This is a genomic window from Methylobacterium sp. J-092 (genome assembly GCF_022829325.1).
Taxonomy (GTDB): Bacteria; Pseudomonadota; Alphaproteobacteria; order Rhizobiales; family Beijerinckiaceae; genus Methylobacterium.
On record NZ_JAKSXU010000214.1, the window covers coordinates 17,446 to 32,219 of the forward strand.

10 protein-coding genes and 1 pseudogene are annotated in these 14,774 nt (G+C 59.4%); 5 read left to right on the top strand and 6 right to left on the bottom strand.

Translation table 11 applies throughout. From position 1 onward, the window contains the following. The first annotated feature begins 343 nt into the window (after nucleotides 1-343). Together MKK60_RS27185 and MKK60_RS27190 are read left to right on the top strand one after the other, a co-directional pair. On the top strand, nucleotides 344-1,564 hold the full coding sequence (locus MKK60_RS27185; RefSeq protein ID WP_243989178.1) for a monooxygenase: 1,221 nt from the start codon (nucleotides 344-346) through the stop codon (nucleotides 1,562-1,564). Between the two features lie 31 nt (nucleotides 1,565-1,595). After that, nucleotides 1,596-2,335: pseudogene (locus MKK60_RS27190) on the top strand (NtaA/DmoA family FMN-dependent monooxygenase); the annotation flags it as partial. A 22-nt stretch (nucleotides 2,336-2,357) separates the two neighbouring features. Here the strand turns inward: MKK60_RS27190 and MKK60_RS27195 are convergent. The 6 genes from MKK60_RS27195 to MKK60_RS27220 all read right to left on the bottom strand — a co-directional run bounded on the left by MKK60_RS27195 (nucleotide 2,358) and on the right by MKK60_RS27220 (nucleotide 10,901). Beyond that, nucleotides 2,358-4,802, bottom strand: a complete 2,445-nt coding sequence (locus MKK60_RS27195; protein WP_243989179.1) for a hypothetical protein — start codon at nucleotides 4,800-4,802, stop codon at nucleotides 2,358-2,360. Nucleotides 4,803-5,307: 505 nt separating this feature from the next. Continuing rightward, the gene (locus tag MKK60_RS27200) at nucleotides 5,308-5,550 is read right to left on the bottom strand and encodes a hypothetical protein (RefSeq protein ID WP_243989180.1); all 243 of its coding nucleotides are present in this window, start codon (nucleotides 5,548-5,550) and stop codon (nucleotides 5,308-5,310) included. 287 nt (nucleotides 5,551-5,837) lie between these two features. After that, nucleotides 5,838-6,332 (bottom strand): hypothetical protein, encoded by a 495-nt coding sequence (locus tag MKK60_RS27205; protein ID WP_243989181.1) that lies wholly within the window; start codon nucleotides 6,330-6,332, stop codon nucleotides 5,838-5,840. Nucleotides 6,333-6,558: 226 nt separating this feature from the next. Continuing rightward, nucleotides 6,559-6,870, bottom strand: coding sequence for a hypothetical protein (locus MKK60_RS27210; protein ID WP_243989182.1), 312 nt, complete (start codon nucleotides 6,868-6,870; stop codon nucleotides 6,559-6,561). Between the two features lie 468 nt (nucleotides 6,871-7,338). Continuing rightward, complete coding sequence (locus tag MKK60_RS27215) at nucleotides 7,339-8,730, bottom strand: HlyD family type I secretion periplasmic adaptor subunit (RefSeq protein ID WP_243989183.1); 1,392 nt, start codon at nucleotides 8,728-8,730, stop codon at nucleotides 7,339-7,341. Between the two features lie 2 nt (nucleotides 8,731-8,732). Further along, complete coding sequence (locus MKK60_RS27220) at nucleotides 8,733-10,901, bottom strand: type I secretion system permease/ATPase (protein ID WP_243950904.1); 2,169 nt, start codon at nucleotides 10,899-10,901, stop codon at nucleotides 8,733-8,735. A gap of 1,127 nt (nucleotides 10,902-12,028) precedes the next feature. On the opposite strand from MKK60_RS27220, the gene MKK60_RS27225 reads away from it, so the two are divergent. From MKK60_RS27225 to MKK60_RS27235, 3 genes are all read left to right on the top strand, one after another. Then, nucleotides 12,029-12,616 carry a hypothetical protein gene (locus tag MKK60_RS27225; RefSeq protein WP_243989184.1) on the top strand — a complete coding sequence of 196 codons (588 nt, stop codon included), beginning with the start codon at nucleotides 12,029-12,031 and terminating at the stop codon, nucleotides 12,614-12,616. A gap of 440 nt (nucleotides 12,617-13,056) precedes the next feature. Next, nucleotides 13,057-13,416, top strand: coding sequence for a hypothetical protein (locus tag MKK60_RS27230; protein WP_243989185.1), 360 nt, complete (start codon nucleotides 13,057-13,059; stop codon nucleotides 13,414-13,416). A gap of 187 nt (nucleotides 13,417-13,603) precedes the next feature. Beyond that, a partial coding sequence (locus MKK60_RS27235) for a hypothetical protein (protein ID WP_243989186.1) occupies nucleotides 13,604-14,774 on the top strand: 1,171 nt, incomplete at its 3' end.

The window sequence follows — 14,774 nt, forward strand, 5'->3', positions numbered from 1 at the left end:
AAGAAACCGCGGTTTCGATTTTCCCCGGATGCGTGGAAGCGCCTTCTTCGATCGGCTCGTCGGAGAGAATAGGTCTCCTGTCTGTTCGTGAGCGGCGGTATGCAGATAATACTGAGATCCTGCCGAGCGATCGGTCCGAGCTTGATGATCCAGATCTGGACCGGGAAAACGTCTTCTTTCCTGTCGGCACAGATCGAAACGAAATTGCCTTGCTCTCCTCAAAGCCAGGGCAGACATTCCAAAAACATGTGCTTGCACGATGCTCGGCTTGAGATCGGAGGGCAATTCATCGATTTATCGGTCGCTCTGTCGCGCAGTCGGCCGGAATCGGGAAATCGTGTTCATGTCTCAGACGGATGCAGGCTGGGGTGCGGGGCCGAGCGGGCGCTACGACGAGCTCGCGGACCGGTTCCGCCCGGTCCTCGCTGAGATCCGCGCCACGGCGATCGAGCGGGACCGCAGCCGTCGCCTGCCTCATGCCGAGATCGGCTGGTTGCGGGAAGCCAACTTCACCACCCTGCGCCTCGCGCCGGCCGAGGGCGGCCACGGCGCGAGCCTGCCCGAGCTGTTCGCCCTGCTGGTCGAGCTGTCGGCCGCGGATTCCAACGTCACCAATGCGCTCCGGGCCCATTTCGGCTTCACCGAGGATGCACTCTGCTCGTCGTCGCCGGAATGGCGCGCGGCCTGGATCGGGCGGATCGGAGCCGGCGAGACCATCGGCAGCGGCGTCTCGGAAACGGGGCCGGCCAAGGTCGGCGCCTTCGACACGGTGGTGCGCCGGCGTGACGGCGCCCATGTGGTGGATGGCCGGAAATTCTACACGACCGGCTCGCTGTTCGCGGACTACATCCACCTCTCGGCCGAGGACGAAGCGGGCGGCCCGGTCACCGCGGCGGTGCCCGTGCGCGCGCCCGGCGTGACCATCGTCGACGATTGGGACGGATTCGGGCAGGCGCTCACCGCCAGCGGCACCGCGACCTTCGAGGGCGTGGTGCTCGATCCGGGCCTGATCAAGCCCGATCCCGCCCGCTTCCCCTATGCCATGGCGTTCTTCCAGCTCGTGCACCTGGCGACGCTGGCCGGCGTCGGCCGGGCTGCGGCCGACGACGTGGCGCGGCTAGTGGCCGAGCGGACCCGCGTCTACAGCCACGGCAATGCCGGGCGGACGGCCGACGATCCGCAGATCCAGGCGGTCGTGGGCCGCGTTCGGGCCAACGCCTACGCGGCGGGCGCGATCGTGCTCAAGGCCGCCGAGGCGCTGCAGAGGGTTTACGACGCGCACCGTGCCGGATCGCCGGATGCGGAGCGACAGGCGACGCTCGCCGATGTCGAGGTCAACCAGGCGGTCGGCGTGGTCACCGACCTGATCTTGACCGCGACGACCTGCCTGTTCGACGCGCTCGGCGCCTCCGCGGTCAAGGTCGGAACCGGGCTCGATCGCTACTGGCGCAACGCCCGCACCATCGCCTCGCACAATCCGCGGATCTACCGGGACCGCTCCGTCGGCGCCTTCGCGATCTCCGGCGCGGCGCCGCCGCGCCAATATCGCGTCGGATCGGCGTGAGGCGGCGACGGACATGGGACGCCGCGACCGCATGCGCCTGGGCGCGTTCCTGTATCCCGGCGGACACCATGTCGCCGCAGGCGGCATCCGTCGTCGCAGGCCGATGCCGGGATCAACGCCGCCCATGACCGGCAGATCGCCCGCACGGCCGAGGCGGCGAAGTTCGACCTGATCTTCCTCGCCGACGGGGTCAGCGTCCGGGGCGACGACCTCGAGGCCCTGAGCCGGACGGCGATCCGCTATGTCGGCCAGTTCGAGCCCTTGACCCTGCTGTCTCACCTCTCGGCGGTCACGGAGCGCATCGGCCTCGTGGCGACCGCGTCCACGACCTACAACGAGCCGTTCCACGTCGCGCGCAAGTTCGCCTTCCTCGACCATCTGAGCGGCGGCCGCGCGGGCTGGAACCTCGTCACCTCCGCCGACCCGCGCGAGGCCTGGAATTTCAGCCGCGCGAGCCACCTCGCTCATGCCGACCGATCCGCCAGGGCGGAGGAGTTCGTCGATGTCGTGCGCGGCCTGTGGGATTCCTACGCGGACGACGCCTTCGTGCGCGACCGCGAATCCGGGCGCTTCTTCGATCCCGAAAAGCTGCACCTCCTCGCGCACGAGGGGGCGCATGTTTCGGTGCGCGGCCCCCTCAACGTGCCGCGTGCGCCGCAGGGGCATCCGGTCGTGGTGCAGGCCGGCTCCTCGGAAGCCGGCAAGGCGCTCGCCGCCCGCACCGCCGAGGTGATCGTCACGGCCCAGCAGACGCTGGAGGACGCGGTCGCTGGGAGGCGCCATTCCGGACAGCCTAGGCCGCCAGCCTGCGCGCTTGCGCGGCGGTCGGATCGACCGTCAGGGCGATTTGACCCGATGGCGGGGCGGTCTGCACCGTGCTTTCGGCAGCCGGGTTGACGCCGAAGGTCGACATCGCCGCGACGAGCTGCGACGCCTGCGTCTGGGTTCCGGGATCGATGGCGGCCTCGCCGTTCGAGACCGGCGACGGGTTCGTCCGGAACCGCAAGGCGACGTCCGCGATGTCGCCGCGAGAGCCGTCGGCCCACGTGAACCTCCCGTCGGCCAAGATCGTGTTTCCGTGATCGAGGCGACCATCCGGCGTGGCGTTCAGATCGATAGACACGATGCCCAGATCGCCCAGGGAGTGGAGCGAACCGGGGTCCGATACCGCGGTCCCGGACGCATCGACCCAGACCTTCAGGTTGCTCCAGCCCGCATCATGCGCATCGAGCACGCTGTCCTGGTTCGTATCCGCGGCTCGTAGGGCTTCGAAGGTCGGCACGAGATCGGCAGCATCGGTCGGGGTCTGGGCGCCGCTCGGAAGGTCAACGAGATAGCCTTCGCCTGGCGTTCCCCATCCTGTCTGAACCCGGCGGCCGTCGTTCCCCATGTCGAAGCGCGCGGGCGAATGGTCGGCGTTCACGGTCTGAACGCCGCCGTGGGCGAGGTCGAGGATCAGCGGGTCGCCGAAGCCACCAAAGAAACCTCCGTCGTCCCCGCCGTCCGCACCGATTGACCCGTCCGAGCCGTCCGTGCTTCCGGGGCTGATGGATCCGTCCGACCCATCCGAGCCGTCCGCGCTTCCGGGGTTGATGGAGCCGTCCGACCCGTCCGAGTTGCCGGGGCTGATGGAACCGTCCGAGCCGTCCGCGCTGCCGGGGTTGATGGAGCCGTCCGACCCGTCCGAGCCGTCCGGGCTTCCGGGGCTGGTGGAGCCGTCCGAGCCGCCTGGATCGTCTCCTTGACCAGAACTGCTTGGATCATCCCCGCTATAGTATCCGTTGTCGAAAGGCGCGTTTCCTTCGTAATCGCTCATGAAGTCATCCGGGGACGTGATCTGGTCCCCCGGCGCAGATGAGTATCCGTCGCCCGTTCCGTTGAGAGACGCCTGCGTTTGGGGGCCGAAAAAGATCCCGGTGGTCTGGTGATCGATCGCATCCGAATTCTCGCGGTCATTGCTGACATTGAGCGTATCGGGATTACCGTCTGTATTTCCGACGTAGATGCGTTCGTCGGCGCCCCCGTTGATGGTGTTTCCCCCGCCATGGACGGCAATGCTGTCGCCGGTGTTGAGATTGATCGTATTACCAGAGCCGTCGATGTTCGCGGCCGAGTTGGCGGTGAGGTTGATGCCTTCACCCGATCCGCTGATGACCTCGTTCACGACCCCGGGCGCGGTGTTGACCGTGGAGCCGCTATCTCCGAGCGTTAGGGTTTGCTGGTTGTTGATAAGGCCGACAGTGCCGCCACCGTTGACGGTTGCGGTGGTTCCGTCACCGCCGAGGTTGACTACGTCGTTGCCCGTGTCGCCGTTGACGGTTTGGTTTTGGCCAAACACGCCGATCTGATTGTCGGCGTTGCTCTGAAGTTGAATAACGTCCCCTGTCCCAGAAATGTTTATTAATTCACCTGACATAATATTTATATTTGCGCCGTCAAAATTATAATTTCCTCCAGCATATATATCGACAGATTGTAGATTTCCACTCTGATCGTAATGGCAGACCGAATTTTCAACACCTGTTGTACTATAGTCGGTGATATTGTTGTTACCGTCTTCGTCTTGGCTTTTATATTTATATGCACCAGCCTCACCAATATCTGGGGCGTCATATTCATCTTTTTGCGCCTTAGGCGATAGAAATTGCTTAATACCGCTGTTTTCATCCCTAAGGATATCTATTGCTTGTGCGGTATTATTAATTTGATCTAATTTTATGCCGCTTGCCAAAAACGCATCATTTTGATTTGCATCAGCTAGGTCACTAGTGCGCGCGGCATTTTCATCACTATCATGATTTCCAAACAACCTGTTTGCCGTGTCTATAGTTATGGTCCTAAATAAATAATCGCCGACTGCATTGTCGTGCCCAATCCTTGTGTCCCCAGACAGGTCTGGGAATTCTACGTGTACTGCTTCATGCACTGCGGTGATCTCAAAGGGCTTGGCTACGTCATTTGAATTTATCATCACAACGCCCCCGGCGCCATCGGGATGCATATTGTTAATATTAAACGTTGTGACTGCATTCACCCCGCTGCCGCTCGTTGTTGCATTTTTAGCTGGATCGCCGTTTGAAAAAGCAATTCGATAGCTGGTATACTGTCCTTGTATCAAATCTGACGTTTGCGCGTCGCAGTAAAGCGTTGCAAATGTTGATTTCACCGACGATAACATACTTGCTGGACCGCCAGTATAGTCAATTGTCACATTGCCAATTCTTTGTGTGTTAGCCATTTATCATCTCCATGCAGAATTAATGATGTGTTGATTTTACTTTAGGTTTGTCTTTTCCCAGGTGCCATTTAATCCGCAATCTTCGAACTGTAATTCGGAATTGTCTATTAAAACATTGTATTTACATTTATCTATTTCATTTGGAGAGGGCCACCCATTTCCGGGAAACCCCATGATTGTGATAGAGGTTGATGTGGCCTGGAAAATACCATTTTCAGAAAATGCTTCGCCGTTTTTTGATGTAATTCCGGTAACTGTGCCCTTTGAGTCAAAGCACAAGCGATCGATAATCTCTCCATCTGATTTTTTCCAGCACCCTAACGCAAACAAGTAAAATGGTATATTTCTGTTTTTGGCGTATGAATGTCTCGGAATGGCAGTGAAAAAAATTATAGCTACAAGAAGATATGATCGAGATGTTGCAATCAGAAATTTGACAATCCAGACGGATATTAGGGAGATAACGGCCAACCAGACGGATATCGGGGAGATAACGGCCGATTTTCTATAAAATTTTACCGTCATGCCCGGCCTCCTCGACATGTTTCTCGATGGGATTCAAGAGGAAAGCGATCGCCCAGTGCTGGCTGGTGGCGATGTCGACCTGCGCTGGCATCCTCAGCCGCAGTGCAATGTCCGCCCCCTCCGCGCGGATCTGCGCGCGATCCAAGGAGCCGAGGAGATGGTAGCCCTGTCCCTCGCGGTCGCCCGACAGGCCGTGAAGTTGCGCCCGACTGATCGTTGGCAACACCTACTCGTTTCTGTCTAGTAGTTGTAGCATTGTTATATAAAACGCTATAGATGCTGATAAGCGACGAAGCAGATATGTCATTTGGGTTGTCGGTGACAACGACATTGTGAAATCCGCGATGAAATCCGTGCCCGGTTATGACAATCGAGCGGTCGACCCAAGCATCGGTGTCGATCAATTTATGAGCATAATTCACCAGTGCATCTTGGTGGCTCCCGCTAACGATGATTTTGACCGGGGCGCCATCAACAGTTTGTGCCATTTTCTTCTCCTAACAATGACGTTCAATTTATCCTGCAGAGTCGATTTATTTGACTTCTTTCAACGTCTATTCTTTTTATTTTTCCATCAGGGCTTCTTGTTGCATGAATAATAAAACTGCCTCCCACTATATCTGTCACTACTATGTATCTGCTGATGGAGGACTCATCCGGCAATTGTTCGATGTGATCATATGTTTCCATAAAAATCCCTTTGACATTCTCGACTGAATACGTCGGGTTGCCTCTTACAGTAGTTATTACAGCACTTTCATCAGAGGTATGAACTTTAAATATCTGATGTCCATCCAGCTTGTAAACGAATGTGTCTTTGTCTCTCGTCGGGGAAAAGCTTTTGATTTTGGATACAAATTCCTTTATGTCTGTACATCTATTAAATATTATTTCCGCATACGATCTTGAACATGAGGATGATATTGTGAAATAAAACACGATAAATAACACGTGCATTGTCAACGTACGGAAATAAGCGACCTGTCCTCTGGTTCTATCGTTCATGTCCTGCCTCCGAGACGTGTTTCTCGATGGGATCGAGGAGGAAGGCGACGATCCGGCGCTTGCCCGTGGCGATGTCGACCTGCGCCGTCATCCCCGGCCGCAGCGCCACCTCCGCCCCTTCCGCGCGGACCTGCGCCCGACACCGAAGCCCGCAAGTGCCGCAAGGCCTCGCGCTGGCGCTCCTTGCGCAGCCTCTGGTCGGCCACCGCCACCTTCTGGAGCGCCTTCACCCGCTGGTCGGCCGCCTCGTTCGGGTGATACTGATGTCACCGATCAAAGTAATGACATCGGCGGATTGAGTATTAACGGAAGCGCCTTGATTATGGCCTGCAATCAATTTGTTTATTTGGAGATCGGCCGCTACCATACCAACCGTAACTGCTATCAGAGTAGCTACGGCAGTAAACAATCCTGCGCCCATTGCTGAAAGCTGAGCACTATTGTTCGCCTGCGATAGGGTATCTGAACCAACGCTTGTGGTCGAGTCGATCCCACCAGCCGCACCGGTGATCCGACCAATAACATCAATTGATGGCATTTTGATTTTCCTGTGAGATGGACGCTTAGATTATGTTGTAGATCTTTGTCGCACGGTACTATCGTCTTCGTATTGATTTGTTTTATTATTTGGTCATAAAAACTTTTTAACAATAAACATCATAAAAACTATGGACGAGTTCAGCACTATGAAATATGTCATCGGCCTTTTGTTATATACTTTCATTATGCTTGACACCAACTCTTCGTGTCTTGTCAGTATAAGCCATAGTGACGCGACAAAAGGTAGTATATCTACGCATGATAAAATAATAGATAAATCCGCATAGTAGTTTCTCTGGCCGTTATTGATTTTACTGAAGTAATAAGCTGATGTAAGGAATAGTGGTATCAGAATTATGGATGTTGTAGTTGCCAACTTTAGGACTCTAGTGTTCCGCATGTAGGTCCTCATTTGGACTAAGTTAAATTTATTTAAGAATCTGCTTGTGGTTTTTGCTAGATTTATTTATCGTTCATGTCCTGCCTCCGAGACGTGTTTCTCGATGGGATCGAGGAGGAAGGCGATGATCCGGCGCTTGCCCGTGGCGATGTCGACCTGCGCCGTCATCCCCGGCCGCAGCGCCACCTCCGCCCCTTCCGCGCGGACCTGCGCCCGATCCAGCAAGACGAGGAGACGGTAGCCCTGTCCCTCGCCATCGCCGGATGCGGTCGGCGCTGGCGCCTGCCCCGGCGGCTTCGGCGCGACGCTCGCCTCGCGGCTCACCAGCCGGACCGCGCCCGGCACCGTGCCGTACCGCGTGAACGGGAACGCCTCGAGCTTCGTCTCCGCCCGCTGGCCCTCGCGCACGAACCCCATCTCCCGGTGCGGCAGGAACGCCTCGACCTCCAGGCGCGCCGCGTCCGGCGCGATCGTCATCAGGCTCTCGGCCGCGTTCACCACGCCGCCGAGGGTGTGCACCTTCAGGTCCTGCACCACGCCCGACACCGAAGCCCGCAAGTGCCGCAAAGCCTCGCGCTGGCGCTCCTTGCGCAGGCTCTGGTCGGCCACCGCCACCTTCTGGAGCGCCTTCACCCGCTGGTCGGCCGCCTCCTTCAGGAACTGCGCGTGCACCTGCGTCCGCTTCTGCTCCAGTCCCGCGATCTCCGCACGGAGCTGATGCGCCTGCTCGGGCAGGGATCGTTTCTCGGTCTGCTTGTCGATCAGGTCGTACTGCGCCTGCAGCAGATTGAGCTTCGAGGCGTTGCCGCGATCGTACAGGCCCTTCTGCGTCGCGTAGCGGTCCTCGGCCAGCGGGGTCAGCTCGGTGTTCCTGGCCGTCTCGAACGCCTTGGCGGCGAGGGCCGCAGTCTTGTCGGCGATCTCGCTGCCGAGCTCGGCCAGGGCCGCGCGGTGCTCGCTCATCTGCAGCCGCACCTGCTCCTGCGTCGCCGCGAGCAGGGCCGGCTCCACCTCCGCCAAGGGCGCGATCACCGGCTCGGGCGTCTCGCTCAGGAGCAGGCGCGCGGCCTCCGCGTCGAGGAGCGCCTGCATCCGCTCCATGCGGGTGGCCTCCAGGTCCGCCGAGGCCTCCGTCGGGTCGAGGTCGACCAGCACCTCGCCCTCCGCGACATGCTGTCCCTCGAGCACGTGGATGCCGCGCACCACGCTCGTCTCCAGCGGCTGCACCAGCTTGACCTCGCCGACCGGCACGACGCGCCCCTGCGCGGTGGCGACGATCTCGATCTCGCAGAAGCAGACCCAGCCGACGGCGCCGGCGACCAGCGCCATCAGGACCCAGCCGGTCGCCCGCAAGGTCGGCGAGGCCGGCGTCTCCAGCAGCTCGAGGTGGGCCGGAAGGAAGGCCCGCGCCGTCGCCCTGCCGGCCTCGGGGATCGGGAAGGGGTGAACCTGGCCCATCGTCAACCTCCCGCCACGGCGACGAGGCCGGCGTAGAGCCCACCGGGCCGGGTCGCGAGATCCTGGTGCGTGCCCTCCTCGGCGAGCCGGCCGCGGTCCATCACCAGGATGCGGTCCGCCCCGCGCACCGTCGAAAGCCGATGGGCGATGATCAGCACCGTCCGCCCCCGGCAGATCGCGCGCATGTTGGCCTGGATCGCCCGCTCGCTCTCGTAGTCGAGGGCGCTCGTCGCCTCGTCGAAGATCAGGATGCGCGGATCGGTGGCCAGCGCCCGGGCGATGGCGATCCGCTGGCGCTGACCGCCCGAGAGGTTGGCGCCGCGCTCCTCCAGGACGGTGTCGTAGGCCTGGGGCAGCTCCAGGATGAAGTCGTGCGCTCCGGCGAGCTGCGCCACCGCGATCACCCGCTCCATCGGCAGCGACGGATCGGCGAGCGCGATGTTCTCGCGCACCGTGCGGGCGAACAGCACGTTCTCCTGCAGCACCACGCCGACCTGCCGCCGCAGCCAGGCCGGGTCCATCAGGGCGAGGTCGACGCCGTCGATCAGCACCTTGCCGCGCTCGGGCACATGCAGGCGCTGGATCAGGCGCGTCAGGGTCGACTTGCCCGAGCCGGAGCGCCCGACGACGCCGACCACCTCGCCGGCCCGGATCGCGATGTCGACGGCGCGCAGGACCTCGGGGCCGTCGGGGCGGTAGCGGAAGCTCGCGCCCTCCAGCCGGATCGCGCCGCGCAGCGGCGGCAGGTCCTGGCGGGTGCCGGTGCCGGCGAGTTCCGTCGGCGTGTTCAGGATGTCGCCCAGGCGCTCGACGGAGAGGCGGAACTGCTGGAAGTCCTGCCAGAGCTGGGCCAGCCGCAGGACGGGCTGGTTGACCTGCCCGGCCAGCATGTTGAACGCGACCAGCGCCCCGATCGTGAGGGCACCGTCCATCACGTCGTGCGCACCGAACCACAGCACGATCGCCGTCGTCAGCTTGGCCACGAGCTGGATGGCCTGGCTGCCGGCGGCGGCGAGCGACACCACCCGGAACGAGGCGGCGATGTAGGCGGCCAGCCCCTCCTCGTAGCGCCGGCGCGCCTGCGGCTCGATCGCCATGGCCTTCACGGTCTCGATGCCCGCCAGGCTCTCGACGAGGAACGATTGCTGCGCGGCGCCCTGCCGGAACTTCTCGTCGACCCGTCGCCGCAGCATCGGCGTGAGAATCAGGCTCAGGGCGACGTAGAGCGGCAGCCCCAGCACGACGATCAGGGTCAGCCTCGGGCTGTAGCTGGTCATCACCGCCAGGAAGACGAACGAGAACACGAGGTCGACGGTCAGCGTCATCGCCGACGAGGTCAGGAACTGGCGCACGTTCTCCAGCTCGCGCATCCGGGCGACGGTCTGCCCGGTGGCGCGCGCGCCGAAGTACGCGATCGGCAGGTCGAGCAGGTGCCGGAACACCTGCGCGCCCAGCACGGCGTCGAGCCGGCTGGTGGTATGCGCGAAGACATGGGTCCTCAGGTAGCCGAGCACCGCCTCGAAGCCGGTGACGGCCACGAGCCCGAGCACCAGCACGTCGAGGGTGGTCAGCCCCTTGTGCACGAGCACCTTGTCGACCACGACCTGGAAGAACAGGGGGGCGGCGAGCCCGAGGAGCTGGATGACGAAGGAGACCGCCAGGATCTCGCCGAACAGGGCCTTGAACCGGGCGGCGGCCGGCAGGAACCAGGCGAGGCTGAAGCGAGTCTCGTGCGGGCCGGGCGCCCCGTCACGGCTGGTCAACAGGACGAGCTCGCCCGACCATTCCTGCGCCAGATCCGCATCGGTCCAGACGGCGGGCGCCTCGCCGGGCCGCTGCACCAAGGTGCGATCGTCCTGCCGGCGGGCCAGCACGAAGAACCGGCCGTCGCGGGATCGGCCGATGGCCGGCAGCGGAAGCGCGGCGAGGCGGGCCGGCCGCGATCGAACCGCTCGGGCGCGGAAGTGGCTGCGCCGCGCGGCCAGGACCAGTTCCGATAGCGTCAGAGGCTGTCCCGGGCGTCCGGTCTCGTGCGCGATCCGGGACAGGTCCAGCGGCCGCCGATGAACCGCGGCGACGATGGCGAGGGAGAGGCCGCCCGTGTCGATCAGCGCGTTTTGCTGCTGTCCGGTCCGATGATCGTCGGATGAATGCGCGGCCTGATCGAGCAAAACCGATGCTCCCCCTCGGCTAGGAACGTTAGCCGGATGCCTAGGATCGATATGGCATCTGTAGGCCCGTTTTCTCAAAAACCATGGTCATGAGTCAAGGCCGCGAGAGACTTTGTTAACGATCAGAAATAACGCCTAAATGAATGCAAGATCCTATTTCGAGGGATTCGGATACAGGCTTCCCGCTGGCATTCGGCGCATTCCGCGACGCGCACATGGCATGCGCGCTTCTCATGTCGGCCGACGCCCATCATTCAAAAGGCATTATTCAAGTGCGGATATAAGAAAACATGCTTGACGTGAGCGGGATTCGATCCTAGCCGCTTCCCGGCGGCGTGAGCTTCGATTGCTTGGATAAGGGCAGGATCCTTATGCAAATCACTGGCGCAATTGGTCGGCTGGACACTATCAACGCGGATCCCGGTAGTAGATCCTTCGTTGATACGGATACGGTCTCCGCGGTCCTCTCGATCCTCGCGGCCGCGCATCGACGCCCGATCGGCATCGCTCGCATCGGCCGCGACGACGGACGCCTCGGCCAGCCTCCTAACCTCCAGGAACGCGTCCCGGCCGCACCCTGACCAGCGACCCGGCGAGGCCCCCGACGGCCAGGAGCGCGGACGCGCTCGCGCGGGCCTGGTCCGGCGATCTCCTCCCCCTCGGCGCACGCGAGGGCACGGCGGGGGCGCCTCGATCTTACTTGGTTCCCGACCGCAACTGCTTGGTTCGAGGCGCGGTCGACGAGGTCCGATCACGCTCGACGTGCTGGTCCTCGGCTTGGCCGCGTTCGCCGTCGTCGAACTCAGGTTGTCTTCCTTCGCACGAATAGGGGGCAGCGCACACAGGCATGGAGGCGTGAATCGATGGAACGATGGGAAGCGTCACTCATCGGCTGCTGGCTTGATCCGGGTTCCAAGAAACGGATGGACGTTGGGCCATAATAATAAGACGCATCGATCCAGCAGAACTCTATACTCTGATGGCGCGAGCGGTGCGCTGAAGCGGCTTAGCGTAGAGCGATGCCGTCGGGCTCCGGTACCGCCGCCCCAGCTCACGTTTCATGCGGCAGGCGACGAGCCTTGCCATTTCCTCACAACCGGGTGCGCGACATATGGCGGAGAGCAAGCATGAGCAGTAAGCATTCGTCACGCCTGAACGCGAGAAGACGGCGCGGCGCGATATATCTATGTCTTTACTTGATTTCTGCCAGTGCAACACCGGGCCGCGCAGAGGTGAGGGCAGATGACGCAACCCGGCACGAATCGATCACTCCGGAAACATTCGAAAAGGAATACGTCGAATTAAAAGAGACAAAGCATTTGAGAGCGACGCACAATTCCGAGACTGTCGATATCGTCATCGACACATATGTCAAAGAAATCTACAATAATCACAGCTATAAGATTCATATATTCAGCACCGAAGCCGAAGGTCGCAGATACATTATACCATTCGATCAGCCGGATCATTCATCAGAAGATTTCATCGGCTCTGCATTGTATGACAAATGTCAGGGAAGCGAGGTCAGATTCAAAAACTCTGATGGTCAAATTCGCATTCTTGAGATCAAGCCCATATGGTCTGATCGGCATCAAGCAAGATATGTACTAAGTCAACTTTCATTTGAGGACGGCAGTATCGCGGGCATCACAAAGATGTACTTCTCCGTCGTGGGGGAGGGGCAATTTACACACCAATGCAAAGATGAGGAATAGGCAGGAGAATTAGGCAATGTCATATATCGCAGCCATGCAGGGGGCCGGTACCTCACGGGTTTATCTTTATGGGAACGGCAATGTCGACATTCTCAGTGGAGGAACGAGGGCCGCAAGCGCCTACGATCCGAACGACACCTGCGCGCCTTACGAGCCCGGCGATCCGGAGCCCGGAACGCCTTTCGATCCCGGTGTGCCTGCATTCCGGGTCTCCCGAAGCCGGGCTCCGGTTGAGCGCCGAGGATGGCAGCTACCGGATCGCGGTGGGCCCGGACGGGAGGGCGTGAACGTCGCAGCGCACACCATGCCATTGCATCCCGGAACGGCGGCCCAGACGGATACCGGAACAGGTCAACGGCCTGCGACCGCGGTCCTGTTCGATCCGATCGCGAAGCATCTCGCGGAGGCGGGCATGAGGGACAAACCTCACTGCGCCGTGAATGCTGATCGCTGATGTTTTAGACAGGCGCGAGAAGATGAGCATCATCAAAAAGTTTAATCAAGGATTCATTCTGAGTTCTATAGCGATAGTAATTCTATTTACTGTTGTATATAACTTTTACGGGCTGATCGGGTTGTTCGTGGGGACAGTCAGATCTACCGAAGACAAAACAAGAGATGCAATGTTCGATAAGGCAATCGAGCAAATTTCTGATGATAAGAGCAAAAAAATCGAACTTTACGATGTCGATCTATCGCACTATTTCGCAAATGTAAGATCCGGCCTAACCGATAAGGAGTACGAAAACTATATCGATAAGCGGCTCGGATTAAAAAGAGGTCCGACAGTATCGGAATAACTCGGATATTCACCGGTCTACCAGCTCTTTGGAGGTATCTCCGGTCTTACACTCAAATCCTACAGTCATAGGTTTTCGCTAGACGAACTATTGATATTTGGTTTTTTATATTATGATCCACAATATTCAAAGTTGATAAATTATGGAACATATCTTGTTTATACAGGCGCATTCTAGGAAAACAACGATGGCGACGATCGAGTTGTTTTTCAAGCCGGCAACGAGCTCTGGCGTATCTTCTACTGATGGCGTCGGTGTCGCGAGCCACGGGTTCCTCATTTATAGGGATGATGATGGGCAAGTTACTGGATATGCAAGAGGGGGCCCAGAAGCAGCGAGAACATCAAGTTTGACTGGCTTGGGTGTATTCGGCAATATTGTTACGGATCATGGTCCATATGTTCGGGGCACTAGAGATTTCGATGAGTCGGCCCTTACTAATTCTGGATTCGTTGTGCATAGTGGAACAAATGATGAAATAGAGGCAATAAAGCAAAAAGATTACAATACTTTGGATCAAATTCAAGATCTTGGATTAAAATACAGTCCGTTTTACAGCAATAGCAATTCCGTCGTTGGGACAATATTGAAATCTGACGGTTTCGATGTTCCCCAAGCGGCCTTGAAAAGTATTTATTCGGCTCCTGCCATCGACCAAGATCTGCTAGATCAGAATTTCATTAACAATGATCGGCAAACACAAGACGCTTTGCGAAATCTATCTGATTCACCGACAACTTACGATGCTTTATCATTTGAGGAAGGTAAGGCAGGCGGTATTACAGCGGTAAGGGGTAATCAAGTCCCTGTAAATCAATCCGACCAAAAGATAGCAGTTGTGGATGATTCTACGGTAAGTATAAATGGGGGCAGAAATAGCATAATTTTTGGAATCAATGCCGGCGGCGCGATTTCTGGCACTGGCAATACCATCAACCTGCAGGCCGACAGCAACGAGACCATCGGCATCACGGGTCAGGGGCTGACCGTGACCGGAGACGCCGGCAACGACGTGGTCAACCTCAATGCCGACACCGCGGCCACGGTTTCGGGCGGCGGCTACGTCGGCCTCTGCGGCGACCGCGCGAGCGTCACCCTCACCGACCCGGGCTCATCGGTGCAGATGGTGGGCAATGCCGAGAACGAGTCCGTCAGCGCCAACAATTCCACCATCACATTGAGCGACGGCTCGCTGGTGAACATCAACGGCACCAGCGATACCATCAACCTGCAGGCCGACAGCAACGAGACCATCGGCATCACGGGCCAAGGGCTGACCGTGACCGGAGACGCCGGCAACGACGTGGTCAACCTCAATGCCGACACCGCGGCCACGGTTTCGGGCGGCGGCTACGTCG